This window comes from Streptomyces sp. NPDC050806 (genome assembly GCF_055586425.1).
Map to the genome: position 1 here is coordinate 82,049 of NZ_JBVJIF010000008.1, position 18,854 is coordinate 100,902.

Genomic DNA, 18,854 nt, shown 5'->3' on the forward strand with positions numbered 1-18,854 from the left:
CGGCCCCAGTGACCAGTCCAGGGTAGTGCGTACCGGATACTGGGATGCATGGCTTATGACGATCTTCGCTCGTTCCTGCGGGCGCTCGACCGCGAAGGCGACCTGAAGCGCATCAAGGCCGAGGTCGACCCGTACCTGGAAGTGGGGGAGATCGTCGACCGGGTGCAGAAGGCCGGCGGCCCCGCGCTCCTCTTCGAGAACGTCAAGGGCTCGGCGATGCCGCTGGCCATGAACGTCTACGGCACCGACCGCCGCCTGCTGAAGGCGCTCGGGCTGAAGTCCTACGACGAGATCAGCAACGCGATCGGCGGCCTGCTCAAGCCCGAGCTGCCGCAGGGCTTCGTCGGCATCCGCGAGGCGTTCGGCAAGCTCGCGAACATGACGCACGTCCCGCCGCGCAAGGTGAAGGCCGACGACGCGCCCGTGCAGGAGGTCGTCCTCAAGGGCGACGAGGTGGACCTGGACCGGCTGCCGGCCCTGTTCACCTGGCCCGAGGACGGCGGCTCGTTCTTCAACCTGGGCCTGACCCACACCAAGCACCCCGAGACCGGCGTCCGCAATCTGGGCCTGTACCGCCTCCAGCGCCACGACAAGCGCACCATCGGCATGCACTGGCAGATCCACAAGGACAGCCGGAACCACTACCAGGTCGCCGCCAAGCGCGGCGAGAAGCTGCCGGTCGCGATCGCCTTCGGCTGCCCGCCGGCCGTGACGTACGCCTCGACCGCGCCGCTGCCCGGTGACATCGACGAGTACCTCTTCGCGGGCTTCGTGCAGGGCAAGCGGATCGAGATGGTCGACTGCAAGACCGTGCCGCTCCAGGTCCCGGCCAACGCCGAGGTCGTGATCGAGGGCTGGCTGGAGCCGGGCGAGACGCTGCCCGAGGGCCCCTTCGGCGACCACACCGGCTTCTACACGCCGCAGGAGGACTTCCCGGCGCTGAAGATCGACTGCGTCACGATGCGCAAGCGTCCGCTGCTGCAGTCGATCGTGGTCGGCCGGCCGCCGACGGAGGACGGGCCGCTGGGCCGGGCCACGGAGCGGTTCTTCCTCCCGCTGCTCAAGATCATCATCCCGGACATCGTGGACTACCACCTGCCGGAGTCCGGGGGCTTCCACAACTGTGCGATCGTCTCGATCGACAAGAAGTACCCCAAGCACGCGCAGAAGGTCATGCACGCCATCTGGGGCGCGCACATGATGTCCCTCACCAAGCTGATCGTGGTGGTGGACTCCGACTGCGACGTGCACAACTATCACGAGGTCGCCTGGCGGGCGCTGGGCAACACCGACTACGCCCGCGACCTGACCGTCGTCGAAGGCCCGGTCGACCACCTCGACCATGCCTCGTACCAGCAGTTCTGGGGCGGCAAGGCCGGCATCGACGCGACCGCGAAGCTGCCCGGGGAGGGGTACACGCGGGACGGCGGATGGCCGGAGATGGTCGATTCGGACCCCGCGACCGCGGACAAGGTGTCCCGCCGATGGAAGGAGTACGGCCTCTGAGGCCGGCCGGTAGCCACGTATGAGTGCAGATTCAGCAACCTCGGACCTCGTCGGGCCGGAGCCCGCGCAGCCCGGCAAGATCAAGGCGTTCCTGCGCCTCGTCATGATCGAGCACTCGGTCTTCGCGCTGCCCTTCGCCTACATCGCCGCCTTCACCGCGATGTACCAGCAGGACCGGACCATCCACTGGTGGCCGCTGCTGCTGGTGACGGTCTGCATGGTCGGCCTGCGGACCTTCGCGATGGCCGCGAACCGCATCATCGACCGCGAGATCGACGCCCGTAATCCGCGCACCGCGAGCCGCGAGCTGGTCACCGGAGCGGTGTCCGTCCGCTCCGCCTGGACCGGCGCGCTGGTCGCCGTCGTCGTCTTCCTGGGCGCCGCCGCGCTGCTCAACCCGCTGTGCCTGGCGCTCGCGCCGGTCGCGGTGGTGCCGATGGTGGTCTATCCGTACGGCAAGCGGTTCACGAACTTCCCGCACGCCATCCTGGGCCTGGCCCAGGCCATCGGGCCGGTCGGCGCCTGGCTCGCGATCACCGGCAGCTGGTCGTGGGACGCGGTGATCCTCGGTCTCGCGGTGGGCATCTGGATCGGCGGCTTCGACCTGATCTTCGCCTGCCAGGACGTGCGGGCCGACCGTGCGCACGGCGTGAAGTCGGTACCGGCCCGCTTCGGTATCCCCGCCGCGCTGCACGGCGCCCGGGCCTGCCACGCGGTCACGATGGCGCTGCTGGTCTGGTACGCGCTGGCCACCGGCGCCGGGGTGTTCTTCTGGGTCGGCCTCGTGATCGTCGCGGGCGCGTTCCTGTACGAGCACACGATCGTCCGGCCGCACGACCTGTCGCGCCTGAACCGGGCGTTCTTCAGCGTCAACGGCTTCATCGGCATGGCGCTGTTCGTCTGCGCGCTGCTGGACCTGGTGGTGCGGGGGCTGACGCCCTGACCGCGGGGCCGGCGCCGCCCTGACCGCGGGCGAGTACGGCAAAGGGGCCGGTACCCGGGTGGGTACCGGCCCCTCGTGCGTCGCGCGGGCCGTGCGCCGGCGCACCGGCTCAGTTCTTGACGAAGCGCCAGGCCACGAGCGTGGGGTAGGACCACAGCTGCCCGCTGTTGGCCTTCACCGTGCCGATGATCCCGAAGACCAGCGTGGTGATCCAGTACGCGCCGAAGATCACGAGGTAGGCGATCAGCGGGATGAAGAACATCGCCCCGGGGTCGCCCGTGCCGGAGTCGGCGGTCATGGCGCCGCCGACCACGACGACGAAGTACAGCACCGCGGTGATCACCGACATGATCGCCTGGGTGATGCCGTAGTTCATGCCCTGGGCGGTGTGGTGGCGGATGTAGGGGTCGTGCTCGTTCTGGCCGTTGCCGCGGATGGAGAGCGGGGCGATCCAGCCGCAGAGCATGCCGATGCAGCACATGCCCGTGCCGACGAAGACGGTGAGCACCGCGCCGAGGTGCGCCCACATCGCGGGGGAGGTCGAGGGGCGCTGCGGGGCGTAGCCGTACCCGGGCTGTCCACCCCAGCCGGGGCCGCCGGGCGCGCCGTACGGCTGCTGCGGCTGCTCCCCGCCGGGGACGTACGCGCCGTACTGCTGGCCGCCGTACTGCGGGCCACCCTGCTGCGGGTAGCCGTACTGGGGGCCGCCGGGCGCGGCGCCGTACGGCTGGCCGTATCCGGGCGCGGCACCCGGCGCGCCACCCTGGGGCTGCTGCGGCGGGGGCTGCTGGCCGTACGGCTGGCCACCCTGCGGCGGCTGCTGGCCGCTCTGCGGGGGCTGCTGCGGCTGCCCGCCCTGCTGCGGCTGTCCCTCGGCCGGCGGCTCGGACGCGGACTTGTCGAATTCGACCATGGGCTGATCCCCCCGATGACGTAACTCTCGCGCGCGAGGCGCTGGACACGGGCGGCGTGCGTCGTAGGACCGGCGCGTCCGCCTGCAGGCGAGACTACGGGACGCCGCCGGACGAGCGGAGGGCCGGAGTCCGGGCCCGGAAGGCATGGGCGGCCAGCACCCCGCCGGCGAGTCCGAAGAGGTGCGCCTGCCAGCTGATGCCGTCGGCGGCCGGGAGCGCGCCCCACAGGAGCGAGCCGTAGAGCACCGCGACGAGCAGGCCGATGGCGATGTCCAGGGCCTTGCGCTCGATGAAGCCGCGCACGACGAGGTAGCCGAAGAGCCCGAAGATCACGCCGGAGACGCCCGCGGTGTTGCTCCCCGGTGGCGATATCAGCCAGACGCCCAGGCCGCTGACGACGGCGATGAGCAGCACGACGCCGGCCAGTCTGCGGACCCCGGTGCGGAGCCCCGCCAGGAAGCCGAGCACGAGCAGCGGGAGGGTGTTGGCCATCAGATGGGCGAAGCCGAAGTGGACGGCGGTCGCGGGGACCACGTCGATCAGTTCGCTCAGCTCGCGGGGCCGGATGCCGAAGGTGTCCAGGGCGTGCCCGCTCGCGACGTCCACCACCTCCAGGACCCACAGCAGTCCGGCCCAGGCCAGCACCAGCAGCGCGGCGGGCTTGGCGCGTGCTCCCATGTCGGCCCTCCTCACCTGTGCACCGGGGTGTGCGCCGAGTCCGTGCGGCCGGCGAGGCCGCACGAGCTCACAAGCAACAACGGCTGTGACGGTGCTTCTGGTTCCGCCGGATAGGCTCGGTGCCGTGGAGCCGCCGCACAACGTCACCAGTCAGCACGCCGGCACCGGCCGCAGGCCGTGGGTCGTCGGGGTCTCCGGCGCGTCCGGAACCCCGTACGCCGCGTCGGTGCTGCGCGGGCTGCTGGCCGCCGGGGAGGCCGTGGATCTGGTGGTGAGCCGTGCCTCGCGGCTGACGCTGCTGGACGAGACCGGGATCTCCTTCCGGGACGCGCACTGGCGCACGGACCTGCGCGAGTGGCTGGCGCGGGGCGCCGACGGCAAGCCGGACACCTTTCCGGTCACCGAGGCGGACCTGGCGGACGTACGGCACTGGCCGGCCGGTGATCTGGCGGCGGGCCCGTCGTCGGGCTCGTACCCGGCCAAGGGCATGCTGATCGTGCCGGCCAGCACGGCGTGTGTGGCCGGGGTGGCGCTGGGGCTGTCGAAGGACCTGCTGCAGCGGACGGCGAGCGTGACGCTGAAGGAGCGCAGGAAGCTGGTCGTCGCGGTGCGCGAGACGCCGCTGAACGGGCAGACCCTCAAGCACCTGGTCGCCCTGGACGAGGCGGGCGCCGTGGTGCTGCCGGCCTCGCCCGCGTTCTACGCGGGGGCGACGCACATCCAGGACCTGGTGGACTTCGTGGCCGGCCGGGCGCTGGACGCGGCGGAGGTGCCGCACGGCCTGTACCGGCGCTGGGAGGGCGAGCTCGGCGGCGCGTCGCGCGGCGGCGGGGACGGTGGCGGGGCCACGCGTGACGAGGGCGGCGAAGCGAGCCGCCCGAGCAGAAATCGGTGATCGAACTCCGTTTGTTACCTGGGATTGCAGGCTAAATCGCCCTGCATGCCTTAGATTTCGTAATCAGTAGTGGCAGTGCGGAAAGATTGAAAGGTCGGGGACGCAATGGACGCGGTGGACAGGCAGCTCATTCAGGCACTGCGCGAGAACGGCAGGGCCTCGTACGCGGAGCTCGGCCGGCTCGTGGGTCTTTCCGGCCCCAGCGTCACGGACCGCATCAACCGGCTGGAGTCGGCCGGCGTGATCACCGGCTATCGCGCCACCGTCGACGCCGCCTCGCTGGGCCTGGGCGTCACGGCCCTGGTCGGCATCTCCCTGACGGACGCCACCGACCACGAGGAACTCGCCCACCGGCTGCGCGACCTCGCCGAGATCGAGGACTGCTGGTTCATCGCGGGCGACGACTCGTACATGCTCAAGGTGCGGGTCGGCGACGTGGACGGTCTGGAGCGGACCATCCGCCGGCTGTCCGGCACGAAGGGCGTGTCCCGGACGCGCACCACCGTCGTGCTCTCCACGAAGTGGGAGAACCGCGTCGGGGAGCTTCCCGAGGAGGTCTAGCGGCCCGTTGTGGCCGCACACGGGGGCGCCGCCCGGGCGAAAACCGGGGGAGTAAGGTCGATGAGGCTTGTTATTCGGCAGAACAATGGAGGCGGACCGGAATGGACGCTGGGCTCAAGCGCGAGCTGGAGGAGAAGGTCCATGCCGGTGAGCGGCTGACCCGTGAGGACGGCATCGCCCTCTACGAGTCCGACGACCTGGCATGGCTCGGCGGACTCGCGCACGAGGTACGTACCCGTATGAACGGCGACCTGGTGCACTTCAACGTCAACCGGCACCTCAACATGACGAACGTGTGCACCGCCTCCTGCGCGTACTGCTCCTTCCAGCGCAAGCCGGGTGAGAAGGACGCCTACACGATGCGCATCGAGGAGGCCGTCCGCCTGGCCAAGGCCATGGAGAACGAGAACCTCACCGAGCTGCACATCGTCAACGGGCTGCACCCGAATCTGCCCTGGCGTTACTACCCCCGCTCCCTGAAGGCCCTCAAGGAGGCGCTGCCCGACGTCGGGCTGAAGGCCTTCACCGCGACCGAGATCCACCACTTCGAGTCCATCTCGGGCCTGGACGCCTCGGACATCCTCGACGAGCTGATCGACGCGGGCCTGGAGTCGCTGACCGGCGGCGGCGCCGAGATCTTCGACTGGGAGGTCCGGCAGCACATCGTGGACCACCGCACCCACTGGGAGGACTGGTCGCGCATCCACCGCCTGGCGCACCAGAAGGGCCTCAAGACGCCCTCCACGATGCTGTACGGGCACATCGAGGAGCCGCGCCACCGCGTCGACCACGTGCTGCGGCTGCGCGAGCTGCAGGACGAGACCGGCGGCTTCCAGGTCTTCATCCCGCTGCGCTACCAGCACGACTTCGTGGACATGCAGGACGGCAAGATCCGCAACAAGCTCCAGGCGCGCACCACGATGGCCACCGGCGCCGAGGCGCTGAAGACCTTCGCGGTCTCCCGGCTGCTCTTCGACAACGTGCCGCACGTGAAGTGCTTCTGGGTGATGCACGGTCTGCAGACCACGCAGCTGGCGCTCCAGCACGGCGCGGACGACATGGACGGCTCGGTCGTCGAGTACAAGATCACGCACGACGCCGACAACTACGGCACGCCGAACAAGCTCACCCGCGAGGACCTGCTGGACCTCATCACGGACGCGGGCTTCACGCCGGTCGAGCGCAACACCCGGTACGAGATCATCCGCGAGTACCCGGGCCCGGACGCCAACCGCCGCGAGGCGCCGCAGCCGATGCGGGTGTGACGGAACGAGCTTTCCGGTCACCGGAGTGACGGATTAGGGTCCAGGTCATGAGCGTGCGCTTCGACCTGGACCCTTCTGTCACCCCTGAACTGCGTGACGGGATCTGCGCGCTGTGGGCCGATGTCTCCAACGCCGGCGGAGCGGTCGGCTTCGTGCCGCCCGTCACCCGCGAGGACATCCGCCCCGAGCTGATCAAGCACCTGGCCGCGATGGCCGAGGGCCGGGCCCGGCTGGTCGTCGGCCGGGACGCGTCGGGCACCCCGCTGGCCACCGCCTTCGTGTACGTGAACACCCACCGGCTCATGAAGCACTGGCTGTGGGTGTACAGCGTGATGGTGCACCCCTCGCTCCAGGGGCAGGGCGTGGGGCGCGACCTGATGGCGGCGGTCGAGGACGCCGCGCGGGACACCGAGGCGATACGCGGACTCCGGCTCACCTGCCGCGGCGGCACCGGAGCCGACCGCTTCTACGCCTCCTGCGGATACAAGGAGGTCGGCCGGGTCCCCGACGCGATCAAGGTCGCCGACGACGACTACCGCGACGACATCACGATGTGGCGCGAAGTGGCCTGACGCCCCCGACGCCGGGGGCGCGGAAGATCGTCCGGAGCGCTGTGCTTGACTGGATGCAGACCCTTTCGGTTGTCGTTGAGAAGAAGGTCCGACCGTGAGCAGCCAGAAGCACGCCGCACTCCTGTACACCGCTTCCCGCGTGGGCATCTTCGTCGTGTGCTTCGCGGTCGTCTGGGCCCTCGCGTACCTCCACGTCATCCCGCTGGCCGTGGGCGCCTCGAACACCGTCTGGATGCTGCTGCTCGCCATCGTGATCTCCGCGCCGCTCAGCTTCGTGCTGCTGCGCAAGCAGCGGGACGCCATGTCCCAGCAGATCGTGGCCAAGGTGGACCGCCAGAAGGCCCGGCTCGCCGCCAGCCGCAGCCAGGAGGACGGCATCTGAGGGTGCCGCCCGGCCGGCCCGACGGCCTGTAAGACAGCTCACACACCGTTCACGCCCGCCCGTGGAGTTTCCGCTCCACGGGCGGGCGTTGACGTTTACCGTCCGGCCGAGGGCCGACGGGTGCCAAAGATTTTCTTTGAGTACCCCAAAGTTCAAGTGTTAACGTAATGGACATGAAGACAGCAGTAGCGCACCAGTTCCCCATGAGCATCACGCTCGTGGCGCGCCTGCACGTCGATCTTTGCCGCTGTGTGTCCGCGGCCTGTTGCCGCCGCTGACGTCCCCGGACGTCCAGCCCAGCGGCCGGAGATCCCGCAAACGGACCTCCTGGCGCTCCACGCCCTCTTCCCGAAGCCTGTACGCACCCGGAGTGTGCCCGTTGTCCACGTCTTCCGAGACCTCTCCCAAGACCTCCCGCATACCGAGAGTCCCCTTCTGGGCGCAGATCCTGCTGGGTCTCGTCCTCGGTGTGCTCCTCGGCTGGATCGCCAAGAGCGGCGACATCGGCTGGCTGGTCACCACCCTCGGCAAGATCGGTGAGCTCTTCGTCCAGCTGCTGAAGCTGGCCGTGGCCCCGCTGGTCTTCTTCGCCATCGTGGTGTCGATCACCAACCTGCGGCAGGTCAACAACGCCGCCCGGCTCGCCACCCGCACCCTGCTGTGGTTCATGGTCACCTCGCTGATCGCGGTCGCGATCGGCATGGCCATCGGCCTGGTCACCAACCCCGGCGCCGGCACCGGCCTCACGCCCGCCGACGGCTCCAAGCCCGACCACGCCGGCACCTGGATCGACTTCCTGACCGGGATCATCCCGACCGACATCATCACGCCGTTCACCGAGCTGCAGGTCCTGCAGATCGTGTTCATGGCCGCCGTCGTCGGCATCGCCGCGCTCCAGCTGGGCGAGAAGGCCGAGCCGGTCCTCAAGCTCAGCCGCTCGGCGCTGGAGCTGCTGCAGAAGGCCCTGTGGTGGGTCATCCGGCTGGCCCCGCTGGGCACCGTCGGCCTCATCGGCAACGCGATCGCCACGTACGGCTGGAACCTCATCGGCAAGTACGCGACCTTCACCGTCGACATCTACGTCGGCTGCGCGCTGGTGATGTTCGGCGTCTACCCGCTGCTGCTCGCCACGGTCGCCAAGGTCAACCCGCTGCAGTTCTTCCGCGGTGCCTGGCCCGCGATCCAGCTGGCCTTCGTGTCCCGCTCCTCGGTCGGCACGATGCCGGTCACCCAGAAGGTCACCGAGCGCCTCGGCGTCCCGAAGGAGTACGCGTCCTTCGCCGTGCCCTTCGGCTCGACCACCAAGATGGACGGCTGCGCCTCCATCTACCCGGCGCTCGCCGCGATCTTCATCGCGCAGATCTTCGACGTGCACCTCGGCATCGCCGACTACGTCCTGATCGCGTTCGTCTCGGTCATCGGTTCGGCCGCCACCGCCGGCCTCACCGGCGCCACGGTCATGCTGACCCTGACCCTGTCCACGCTCGGCCTGCCGCTGGCCGGTGTCGGCCTCCTCATGGCGATAGACCCGATCCTGGACATGATGCGTACCGCCACCAATGTGGCCGGCCAGGTCGTCGTCCCGATCCTGGTCTCCGCCAAGGAGAAGATCCTGGACCGCGACGCGTACGCCTCGGCCACCGGCGTCGGCCTGGACGGCGACGCCGGGACGGCCGCGGCGGCCGAAGAGGCGGAGCAGAAGGTCAGCGTCCCGGCACCCGCCGCCGGCTGACCCCTCCGGGCCGCACCGGCCCCCCCCCGTACGGCACAGCGCCCCGGAGCCACCCGGCTCCGGGGCGTCCGTGCGTCAGGGGGCCGTACGCACCTGAAGGGTGTGCTCCAGCACCGCGTCGGCCAGCGGCCCGAGCACCTCCCGGGGCAGCGCGTGCCCCATCCCGGGGATCTCCACGATCCGGGTGGTGCCACGTCCGATGACCTGCGCCAGGTGCTCCGCGTGCGCCGGTGGGAACACCGGCTCGGCGCTCGCGCGCACGACGAGCGTGGGCACCTCCGTCCCGGCCAGCTCCGCCGTCCGCAGCATCCCCGAGTCGTCGGCGCGGGCGTGCGCGCTGTTGGTGCCGTACCGCCCCGTGTGCGCGATGATCCGCCGCTCCAGCGCGCGGAAGTACGCCGCATCGAACGGGATGCCGCCGCCGCTGAGCAGCCGCCAGTGCGCGACCCGCCGGTCCAGCTCGGCCTCCGGGCCGTGGTCCTCGACGGGCTGCGCCCAGGCCGCCAGGACCTCCGGCGCGATGCCCGGCAGCTCCGCGGCCGGCACCCGGGTGCCGTCGGGCCGTACGTGATCCGCCGTGCTCAGCGCGCAGGTCCCCAGCAGCGTCGCGCTGAGCACCCGGTCCGGATGGTCGGCGATCAGCAGCTGCGCGAGCATCCCGCCCAGCGACATCCCGACGAGGTGTGCCCGGGCCACGCCCAGCCCGTCGAGCACGCCGATCGCGTCCTCGGCCAGGTCGGCGATCCGGTACGGCCGCTCGTCGAAGGCCCAGGGGGACCGCCCGGTGTCGCGGTGGTCGTAGCGGATGACCCGGTGACGGGCGGCGAGCGCGTCGACCAGTTCGTCGGGCCAGCCCAGTCCGGACGCCTGCGCGCCCATGATCAGCAGCAGCGGCGGGGCGTCCGCCGGGCCGCGCTCCTCGGCCCACAGGCGCACGCCGGGCGCCACCTCCACGTACTGTCCGCCATCCATGGCAACCCCCTTCTTTCACCGCGAGACGCAACGTCTCGCAAAACGAACCGTACCGTCTCGCAATGTCGACGGCCACGTCAACGCAATATCGCCCGCGAAGGACGGACCCCGTGCGGGCGGATCCGTAAACTTACTTCGCGGTAAGAGGGCGGGGCGGAAGGATGTTCGGTGTGGGTGACGTGAAAAGCAAGCGGGTGCCGCGGGCGGTGCGCGAGCAGCAGATGATGGACGCGGCCGTGCTGACCTTCGCGCGGCGCGGTTACCGCGCCGCCTCCATGGACGAGATCGCCGAGGTCGCCGGCGTCTCCAAGCCGCTGGTCTACCTCTACCTGAACTCCAAGGAAGAGCTGTTCAGCGCGGTCATCCGGCGCGAGGCCGCGGCCCTGGTCGCCGCGGTACGGGCCGCTGTGGAGGCCGGGGCGCCGGCCGACCGGCAGCTGTGGAGCGGGGTACAGGGCTTCTTCGCGCATACCGCCGAGCACCCGGACGGCTGGGCGGTACTGCACCAGCAGGCCCGCACGCACGGCGAGCCGTTCGCCCTCGAAGTGGCCGCGATGCGGACCGAGATCACCGAGTTCGTCACCGGTCTGATCGGCGCCGCCGCGCGGGAGGCGGGCTGCGACGGGAACCTGGCGGAGCGCGAGGTCTCCGGCCTTTCCCACGCCCTCGTCGGCGCCGCCGAGTCCCTCGCCGAGTGGGCCAACGCCCGCCCCGCCGAATCCCGCCCCACCGCCAAGGAAACCGCCGCCACCCTCATGAACTTCGCCTGGACGGGCCTGGGCCCCCTGATGTCGGGGGTCCGCTGGTCACCGGGCGGGTGAGCCGGCGGGCAACGTCTTCACGGCGGGCGGGGAGCGCCCGGTGCTGCCCGGCACGGTGTGCCGGGCGGCTGCCGCGCCGTCGTGGTTGTTCGCGCAGTTCCCCGCGCCCCTGAGGCCGGGCCGGTTGTGCCGATTTCCCCGCCCCTGAGGAGGCGGCGAGCGCGAGTTGTCTGCGGCACCGGGCGCTGAGCGGGCTGCCGCAGGGGAACGCGTGCGTGTTCTGCGGCAGCGGCTCGCTCAGGTGCTGATCTCCGCCTCCCCCGTCAGGTGCAGCCGGTTCTCGTGGTCCGGGCCGGCGCGGAGTTCGAAGGCGGGGCCTGCGGCGGCGTAGGTCACCGTTGCCGGGAGGAGTACCGGGGCGCGGAACTCCGAGGCGATGCGCACGGCGCGGGCGTCCGCGGGCACGGCCTCGGCCGCGCAGCGGGCGAAGGTCCACATGCCGTGGGCGATGGCGCGGGGGAAGCCGAGGGGGCGGGCCGTCAGCGGGTGCAGATGGATCGGGTTGTAGTCGCCGGAGACGGCGGCGTGGCGGCGGCCGAGGTCGCCGGCCAGCCGCCATTCGGCACGGGACGGCAGCGCCGGGGCGGCCGGCGAAGGGGCGGTCGGCGCGGGAGTGGCCGCCGGCGGGGGAGTGGCCGGCTCGGACGCCGCTTCCGTGCGGTGCCGGGCCAGGTACGTGCTGCGGTCCTCCCAGACCGGCTCGCCGTCCCGCCGGGCCTCCGTGACCATGACGGCCTCGGTGCCCCGCCGGTGCGGCCGGAGTTCCGCCGCGTACACCGTGAGGTCCAGCGGTTCGTCGGCGGGGAGCGGCGCGTGCTGGACGATCTCGATCGTGGTGTGGACCAGGCCGAGCATCGGGAGCGGGAAGGCGCGGGCGCTCATCAGCCGTGCCGCCAGCGGGAAGCCGAGGATGTGCGGGTAGGTGACCGGCAGTACGGGGGCGTGCGCGGCGAAGCCGCAGACCTCGGCGTACGCGGCGGTACGCGCGGGGTCGGCCCGTACGCCGGGCAGGGTGAGCCGTACGGCGGGCAGCGGCGCGTCCGGCCGGGGCCGCTTGCCGATCCCGGTCAGCACCCCCTTCCCCAGCGCCGGCATCAGGCGCGGCGCGCGCGCCAGTGTCAGGTCCGTCCTCGTGTCCGCCATCACGCCCCCAGCAGGCTCTGCCCGCAGACCCGTACGACCTGGCCGTTGACGCCTCCGGAGGCCGGGTCCGCGAGCCAGGCGATGGTCTCGGCGACATCGGCCGGCAGGCCGCCCTGCCCGAGCGAGTTCATCCGGCGGCCGGCCTCCCGGATGAAGAGCGGGACGGCGGCGGTCATCTTCGTCTCGATGAAGCCGGGTGCCACGGCGTTGACCGTCACGCCGTGTTCCTCCGCCGCGCGCGGCGCCAGCGAGCGGACCAGGCCGATGATGCCGGCCTTGCTGGCCGCGTAGTTCGTCTGGCCGGTGTTCCCCGCGATCCCGGCGATGGACGCGGTGGCGACGATCCGCCCCGTGCCGCGCCGCAGCGTGCCCGCGGCCAGCAGCTGGTCGGTCGTGCGGAGCACCGCGGCGAGGTTGACGTCCAGTACGGCGTCCCAGCGGTCGGCCGCCATGTTGGCCAGCCGCCGGTCGCGGGTGATGCCCGCGTTGTGGACGAGGACGTCCAGGCCGTCGGGGAGGGCCGCGGCGATCCGCTCGCCCGCGTCCGCCGCGGTGATGTCCAGCGCGAGGGCCTGCCCGCCCAGCCGCTCGGCGACCGCCCGTACCTCCGCCTCGGCCTGCGGCACGTCCAGGCAGACCACCCGCGCGCCGTACCGGGCCAGCGTCTCCGCGACCGCCTCGCCGATCCCGCGTGCGGCACCGGTCACCAGCGCCGTACGCCCCTCCAGCGGCCGGTCCCGGTCTTCGGCAGCGGTCACCTCGGCGGCCTCGACCCCGATGACCTGGCCGCTCACGTACGCGGAGCGGGGGGAGAGGAGGAAGCGGAGGGTGGACTCGGCCGCCTCGGCGGCATCCGGGGCCAGCCGCAGCAGCTGGGCCGTGCGGCCGCGGCCCGCCTCCTTGCCCAGCGACCGTACGAACCCTTCGAGGGCCTGCTGCGCGGCGGCCTGGTGGTGGTCCGCCGGGTCGGGCGCCGAGCCGAGCACGATCAGCCGGGCGTCGTCCGTCAGCGACCGCATCACCGGATGCAGCCCGTCGTGCACCTCGCGCAGCGTGGCCACGTCCGCAGCGCCGGTGGCGTCGACGACGACCGCCGCGTACCGCGCCCCTTCCTCGCGGGAGGTGTGCACGGGCAGTCCGGTGCGGGCCAGTACGGCCGCGGGGTCGGCCGTGCTCTTCCCGGCCGTGACGTGCAGGAGCGGGCCCTCCAGTACCGGCCGCTCCGCGCTCCAGCGGTGCAGCGGGGCCGGCTGCGGCAGCCCCAGCCGCCGGGTCACGAAGCGGCCCGGACCGGATTGCGTGAAACGAAGGTAGCGATCGGGCATTGGCCGGCTCCTGGTTCTCGCGTAAATTTACTTCCGAGTAAGGTTACTCAAGGGTCAGGAGCTGGTCGAGGATGAGTACGCAGGAGAACACCGCGGGCATCCGGCGGGTCGCGGTGATCGGCGGCAGCCGCATCCCCTTCGCCCGCTCGGACGGCCCGTACGCCACCGCCTCCAACCAGGAGCTGCTGACCGCGGCGCTGGACGGCCTGGTCGGCCGGTTCGACCTGGAGGGCGAGCGGATCGGCGAGGTCGTCGCGGGCGCGGTGCTCAAGCACAGCCGCGACTTCAACCTCGCCCGCGAGACCGTGCTCGGCTCCGGGCTGGACCCGCGCACGCCCGCGTACGACATCCAGCAGGCGTGCGGCACCGGCCTCCAGGCCGTGATCGCCGCCGCCAACAAGATCGCCCTCGGTCAGCTCGACAGCGCGATAGCCGCCGGTTCCGACACCGCAAGCGACGCCCCGCTCGGCGTCAACGAAGAGCTGCGCAGGATCCTGCTGGCCACCCGCCGCGCGAAGTCGGCCGGCGCCCGCCTCAAGGAGCTGTCCCGCATCCGGCCGCGCCACCTCGTCCCCGAGATCCCGCGCAACGCCGAGCCGCGCACCGGCCTCTCCATGGGCGAGCACGCGGCCCGTACGGCCAAGAAGTGGGGCATCCGGCGCGAGGACCAGGACGCGCTGGCGGCCACCAGCCACCAGCGGCTGGCCGCCGCGTACGACGGCGGCCTGCTCAAGGACCTCGTCGTGCCCTTCCGCGGCCTGGACCGGGACCAGAACCTCCGGCCGGACTCGACCGCGGAGAAGCTCGCCCGGCTCACGCCCGTCTTCGGGGTCCGGGACGGCGACGCGACCATGACGGCGGGCAACTCCACCCCGCTGACCGACGGCGCGGCGACCGTGCTGCTGGCGAGCGAGGAGTGGGCGAGCGCGCGCGGCCTGAAGCCGCTGGCCCACCTCACCGCGTACGAGACGGCGGCGGTGGACTTCGTGGACGGGGACGACGGGCTGCTGATGGCGCCCGCGTACGCCGTGCCGCGGATGCTGGAGCGGGCCGGGCTCGGCATCGAGGACTTCGACCTGGTCGAGATCCACGAGGCGTTCGCCTCCCAGGTACTGGCCACCCTCGCCGCCTGGGAGAAGCAGGGGCTGGCCCCCGTGGACCGCGACCGGCTCAACGTCGCCGGGTCCTCGCTCGCCACCGGCCACCCCTTCGCCGCGACCGGCGCCCGCATCGTCGCCACCCTCGCCGAGCTGCTGGCCGCACGCGAGCCCGCTGCCGAGGGCACGCCCGTACGCGGCCTGATCTCGATCTGCGCCGCGGGCGGTCTGGGCGTCACGGCGATCCTCGAACGCGCCTGACGCCCGCACCGGCCGGCCGCGGTACCGAAGCACCGGCCCACCCCACGCACCGGCCGTAGTACGGCTGCGCCAGCCCCCCCCACGCACCACCGCAGCACCCCAGCACCACGGAAGTTCCGCCGGACAGTCCAGGGCGCCCCGCCCCCTCGGGGCGCCCGCCCGCCTGAGGAGCCGCTCGTGTCCCGCCAGGAAGCCGCACCACCCACGAAACCCGTACTGATACCGCCGCACATGACCGTCGAGGACGGCACCGTGCGCGAGGTCTCCGTCCCCCCGCTCGCCCCCGCCGTCCCCACCGGCTCCCTCGGCGACATCCCCTTCGACAACGCCGCCCAGGCCCCCACCGAGGTGGTCCTCGGCCGCAAGCAGCACGACGGCAGCTGGCGCGACGTGACCGCCGCCGAGTTCGCCGAGCAGGTGCTGGCCCTCGCCAAGGGCCTGATCGCGCACGGCCTGCGCCCCGGCGACCGCCTCGCCATCATGGCCAGGACCAGCTACGAGTGGACCCTGCTCGACTTCGCGTCCTGGGCGGCCGGCCTGGTCACCGTGCCCCTGTACCCGACCTCCTCGGCCCACCAGGCCCAGTGGATCCTGCAGGACTCCGGGGCCCGCGCCTGCGTCGTGGAGCACGTCGAGCAGACCCGCATGATCAGCGGCGTACGCGGCGAACTCCCCGCCCTGAACCACCTCTGGCAGCTCGACGCCGGAGCCGTCTCGCACATCACCTCGGCCGGCCGCGACCTGCTCCCCGACGAGGTGGCCAAGCGCCGCGCCGGCCGCGGCCCGGCCGACCCCGCCACCCTGATCTACACCTCCGGCACCACCGGGCGCCCCAAGGGCTGCGTCCTGACGCACGGCAACTTCTTCGCCGAGGTCGACAACTCCATCGAGCTGCTGCACCCGGTCTTCCGGTCGGTCAGCAAGGACCCCGCCTCGACCCTGCTCTTCCTGCCGCTCTCGCACGTCTTCGGCCGGATGGTCGCGGTCGGCTGTCTGCGGGCGCGGGTGAAGCTCGGCCACGCGCCCAGCATCCGGACCGAGGACCTGCTCGCCGACCTGGCCGGCTTCCGCCCGACGTTCCTGCTGGCCATCCCGTACGTGCTGGAGAAGGTCTACAACACCGGCCGGGCCACCGCGGAGAAGATGGGCCGCGCCTCGTCCTTCGACCGCGCCGCACGCATCGCCCGCGCGTACGGCCAGGCCGTCGAGGCCGCCGAGCACGGCACCGGATCCGGCCCCGGGATCGGCCTGAAGGCGGCGCGCGGCCTGTACGACCCGCTGGTCTACCGCCGCATACGGGCGGCGCTCGGCGGCCGGGTCCGGTACGCGATCTGCGGCGGCTCCCCGCTCGGCCGCCGGCTGGCCTCCTTCTACGAGGGCGCCGGCATCCAGGTCTTCGAGGGCTACGGCCTGACGGAGACCACGGCGGCCGCCACCGTCACCCCGCCGCTCAAGCCGCGCCTGGGCACCGTGGGCTGGCCACTGCCCGGCAGCGCGGTCCGCATCGCCGACGACGGGGAGGTGCTGCTGCGCGGCGGGCAGGTCTTCACCGGCTACTGGGACGCGGCGAGCGGGACCGCCGTGCCGGCCGCCGACGCGCAGGCGTGGTTCGCCACCGGCGACCTCGGCGCGCTGGACGCGGACGGCTATCTGTCCATCACCGGCCGCAAGAAGGAGATCATCGTGACCTCCGGCGGCAAGAACGTCGCGCCGGCGCCCCTGGAGGACCGGATGCGCGCGCATCCGCTGGTCGGCCAGTGCCTGGTGGTGGGCGACAACCGCCCGTACGTCGCCGCGCTGATCACCCTGGAGCCGGACGGGCTGGCGCACTGGCGCCGGATGCAGAAGAAGCAGGACGTGCCCCTGGCGGAGCTGGTCCGCGACGAACGGCTCCTCGCCGACCTGCAGCGCGCGGTGGACGACGCCAACCGGCTGGTGTCCCGTGCCGAGTCCGTCCGGCGCTTCGCCGTGCTGCCGGGCGACTTCACCGAGGAGGCCGGCCACCTCACTCCTTCGTTGAAACTGAAGCGAGTGGCCATTGCACGGGACTATGCGAAAGACATCGAGGCGCTGTACGAAAGTAGTTGAGCGCGGAACCGACCCCCGCCCGTCGTACGTCGAACCGGGCGCGTCAGACTGGAGTCCCGTGTCGCCTCTGTGGGGGAGGCGGCGCGGGGCTCCACCCTTTGTGCCCGGTTTGTCGGGCCGGTCGACCCTGGTCGCCCCCGGCCGGGACGGGCCGGGTGCCGGCGAAGGCGCCGGAAAGGCACCGGAAAAAGGCAGGAGCCCCGCTCGCCACCGGAGTGGCGGAGCAGGGCTCCTTGGGTACTGCTACTTACGGCCGCGACCGGCCGGCCCGGGCAACTCAGACCGGGGTGACGTTCTCCGCCTGCGGGCCCTTCGGACCCTGCGTGACGTCGAAGTTCACCTGCTGGTTCTCCTCAAGGGAGCGGAAGCCAGAGGCGTTGATCGCGGAGTAGTGGACGAAGACATCGGGGCCGCCGCCGTCCTGGGCGATGAAGCCGAAGCCCTTCTCGGCGTTGAACCACTTGACGGTTCCGGTAGCCATAAGCCCTCCTTGGGCCAAAGGGTTGCCCTGCTCCAGAACCTGCAAACAAGTCTGAAAACTACAAATGCCTGCGGGTCACATGATCCGCAGGCTCTGTACTGCAAGGGAAACCAAACTGCAACTTGCGCTGAGCCTAGCACGGTGCGCTGAGAAGGCGGAAGAGCCAAAGATCACGTTTATCGTCGTGCCGGGGTTCAGGCCACTCCTGGAGCGCCGCATCCGAAGCGTCGGGATGCGCTGTGGATGTGCGCGCGTGGCGCTCTCAGGCCATACGGAGGCCCCCGCCGCCTTGTGGCGTGTTCCCCGGGTCTAGCCTCCACATGTGGACAATTCAACCGTAGGAGACGCACCCGCACCGACCGCCGGCCACCGCCGGACCCGGCCGCGGGTGGGCCACATCCAGTTTCTGAACTGCCTGCCCCTCTATTGGGGCCTGGCCCGTACGGGCACCCTGCTCGATCTGGAGCTCACCAAGGACACCCCCGACCAGCTGAACGACAAGCTGGTCGCGGGCGAGCTGGACATGGGTCCGATCACCCTCGTCGAGTTCCTCAAGCACGCCGACCAGCTGGTCGCCTTCCCCGACATCGCGGTGGGCTGCGACGGTCCGGTGATGTCCTGCGTGATCGTCTCGCAGAAGCCGCTGGAGCAGCTGGACGGTGCCCGGGTCGCGCTCGGCTCGACCTCGCGCACCTCCGTACGGCTGGCGCAGTTGCTGCTCGCGGAGAAGGTCGGTGTCACGCCGGACTACTACACCTGCCCGCCCGACCTGGGCGTGATGATGCAGGAGGCGGACGCGGCCGTCCTCATCGGCGACGCCGCGCTGCGCGCCAACCTGCACGAGGCGCCCCGGCTCGGCCTGGAGGTCCACGACCTCGGCCAGATGTGGAAGGACTGGACCGGCCTGCCGTTCGTCTTCGCGGTGTGGGCGGCCCGGCGCGACTACCTGGAGCGCGAGCCGGTCGTCGTGCAGAAGGTGCACGAGGCGTTCCTGGCCTCCCGTGACCTGTCCCTGGAGGAGGTCGGCAAGGTCGCCGAGCAGGCGGCCCGCTGGGAGCACTTCGACGAGGACGTCCTCGCGAAGTACTTCACCACGCTGGACTTCCGTTTCGGCCCCGACCAGCTGCGCGGCGTCACCGAATTCGCCCGCCGCACGGGCCCGACCACGGGCTTCCCCGCGGACGTCCGGGTGGACCTGCTGGACGTGTGATCCATCAC

18 protein-coding genes are annotated in these 18,854 nt (G+C 71.5%); 12 read left to right on the plus strand and 6 right to left on the minus strand.

Annotation, left to right across the window (positions count from 1 at the left end; all coding sequences use genetic code 11):
- Positions 1-48 precede the first annotated feature (48 nt).
- Together ACZ6WH_RS25110 and mqnP are read left to right on the plus strand one after the other, a co-directional pair.
- A complete protein-coding gene (locus tag ACZ6WH_RS25110; RefSeq protein ID WP_432856238.1) occupies positions 49-1,506 on the plus strand; it encodes a menaquinone biosynthesis decarboxylase in 1,458 nt (485 codons plus the stop codon).
- 19 nt (positions 1,507-1,525) lie between these two features.
- Positions 1,526-2,449, plus strand: coding sequence for a menaquinone biosynthesis prenyltransferase MqnP (gene mqnP, locus ACZ6WH_RS25115; RefSeq protein WP_469730837.1), 924 nt, complete (start codon positions 1,526-1,528; stop codon positions 2,447-2,449).
- A gap of 109 nt (positions 2,450-2,558) precedes the next feature.
- Here the strand turns inward: mqnP and ACZ6WH_RS25120 are convergent, their stop codons facing one another.
- Together ACZ6WH_RS25120 and ACZ6WH_RS25125 are read right to left on the minus strand one after the other, a co-directional pair.
- A complete protein-coding gene (locus ACZ6WH_RS25120) occupies positions 2,559-3,362 on the minus strand; it encodes a DUF4870 domain-containing protein (protein ID WP_469730839.1) in 804 nt (267 codons plus the stop codon).
- A 94-nt stretch (positions 3,363-3,456) separates the two neighbouring features.
- Positions 3,457-4,041 (minus strand): rhomboid family intramembrane serine protease, encoded by a 585-nt coding sequence (locus ACZ6WH_RS25125; protein WP_469730841.1) that lies wholly within the window; start codon positions 4,039-4,041, stop codon positions 3,457-3,459.
- A gap of 124 nt (positions 4,042-4,165) precedes the next feature.
- Here ACZ6WH_RS25125 and ACZ6WH_RS25130 point away from each other — a divergent pair, with 124 nt between their 5' ends.
- The 6 genes from ACZ6WH_RS25130 to ACZ6WH_RS25155 all read left to right on the plus strand — a co-directional run bounded on the left by ACZ6WH_RS25130 (position 4,166) and on the right by ACZ6WH_RS25155 (position 9,448).
- Complete coding sequence (locus ACZ6WH_RS25130) at positions 4,166-4,936, plus strand: UbiX family flavin prenyltransferase (protein ID WP_469730843.1); 771 nt, start codon at positions 4,166-4,168, stop codon at positions 4,934-4,936.
- Positions 4,937-5,041: 105 nt separating this feature from the next.
- Entirely contained in the window at positions 5,042-5,497 is a 456-nt protein-coding gene (locus tag ACZ6WH_RS25135) for an Lrp/AsnC family transcriptional regulator (protein WP_361557976.1), read from the plus strand.
- Between the two features lie 101 nt (positions 5,498-5,598).
- The gene (gene mqnE, locus ACZ6WH_RS25140) at positions 5,599-6,762 is read left to right on the plus strand and encodes an aminofutalosine synthase MqnE (protein WP_361557979.1); all 1,164 of its coding nucleotides are present in this window, start codon (positions 5,599-5,601) and stop codon (positions 6,760-6,762) included.
- 47 nt (positions 6,763-6,809) lie between these two features.
- Entirely contained in the window at positions 6,810-7,334 is a 525-nt protein-coding gene (locus ACZ6WH_RS25145; RefSeq protein WP_469730845.1) for a GNAT family N-acetyltransferase, read from the plus strand.
- Positions 7,335-7,428: 94 nt separating this feature from the next.
- Entirely contained in the window at positions 7,429-7,716 is a 288-nt protein-coding gene (locus tag ACZ6WH_RS25150) for a DUF4229 domain-containing protein (protein WP_469730847.1), read from the plus strand.
- A gap of 379 nt (positions 7,717-8,095) precedes the next feature.
- Entirely contained in the window at positions 8,096-9,448 is a 1,353-nt protein-coding gene (locus ACZ6WH_RS25155) for a dicarboxylate/amino acid:cation symporter (RefSeq protein WP_469730849.1), read from the plus strand.
- Positions 9,449-9,523: 75 nt separating this feature from the next.
- Here the strand turns inward: ACZ6WH_RS25155 and ACZ6WH_RS25160 are convergent, their stop codons facing one another.
- Positions 9,524-10,420: an alpha/beta fold hydrolase gene (locus ACZ6WH_RS25160; protein WP_469730851.1), complete on the minus strand. Its 897-nt coding sequence runs from the start codon at positions 10,418-10,420 to the stop codon at positions 9,524-9,526.
- Positions 10,421-10,590: 170 nt separating this feature from the next.
- Here ACZ6WH_RS25160 and ACZ6WH_RS25165 point away from each other — a divergent pair, with 170 nt between their 5' ends.
- Positions 10,591-11,241, plus strand: coding sequence for a TetR/AcrR family transcriptional regulator (locus ACZ6WH_RS25165; RefSeq protein WP_469730853.1), 651 nt, complete (start codon positions 10,591-10,593; stop codon positions 11,239-11,241).
- A gap of 237 nt (positions 11,242-11,478) precedes the next feature.
- On the opposite strand, the gene ACZ6WH_RS25170 is transcribed toward ACZ6WH_RS25165, so the two are convergent.
- Both ACZ6WH_RS25170 and ACZ6WH_RS25175 read right to left on the minus strand, forming a co-directional pair.
- Positions 11,479-12,384, minus strand: a complete 906-nt coding sequence (locus ACZ6WH_RS25170; protein WP_469730855.1) for a MaoC family dehydratase — start codon at positions 12,382-12,384, stop codon at positions 11,479-11,481.
- The gene (locus ACZ6WH_RS25175; RefSeq protein ID WP_469730857.1) at positions 12,384-13,709 is read right to left on the minus strand and encodes a 3-oxoacyl-ACP reductase; all 1,326 of its coding nucleotides are present in this window, start codon (positions 13,707-13,709) and stop codon (positions 12,384-12,386) included. The genes ACZ6WH_RS25170 and ACZ6WH_RS25175 overlap by 1 nt, the downstream gene beginning before the upstream one ends.
- Positions 13,710-13,780: 71 nt before the next feature.
- Between ACZ6WH_RS25175 and ACZ6WH_RS25180 the strand changes: the two genes are divergently transcribed.
- On the plus strand, positions 13,781-15,067 hold the full coding sequence (locus ACZ6WH_RS25180) for an acetyl-CoA C-acetyltransferase (protein WP_469730859.1): 1,287 nt from the start codon (positions 13,781-13,783) through the stop codon (positions 15,065-15,067).
- Between the two features lie 231 nt (positions 15,068-15,298).
- A complete protein-coding gene (locus ACZ6WH_RS25185) occupies positions 15,299-17,155 on the plus strand; it encodes an AMP-dependent synthetase/ligase (RefSeq protein ID WP_469731373.1) in 1,857 nt (618 codons plus the stop codon).
- Positions 17,156-17,432: 277 nt separating this feature from the next.
- Here ACZ6WH_RS25185 and ACZ6WH_RS25190 read toward each other — a convergent pair whose 3' ends face one another.
- Positions 17,433-17,636 carry a cold-shock protein gene (locus ACZ6WH_RS25190; RefSeq protein ID WP_003984261.1) on the minus strand — a complete coding sequence of 68 codons (204 nt, stop codon included), beginning with the start codon at positions 17,634-17,636 and terminating at the stop codon, positions 17,433-17,435.
- 322 nt (positions 17,637-17,958) lie between these two features.
- Between ACZ6WH_RS25190 and ACZ6WH_RS25195 the strand changes: the two genes are divergently transcribed.
- On the plus strand, positions 17,959-18,846 hold the full coding sequence (locus ACZ6WH_RS25195) for a menaquinone biosynthetic enzyme MqnA/MqnD family protein (RefSeq protein ID WP_432856201.1): 888 nt from the start codon (positions 17,959-17,961) through the stop codon (positions 18,844-18,846).
- Positions 18,847-18,854 lie beyond the last annotated feature (8 nt).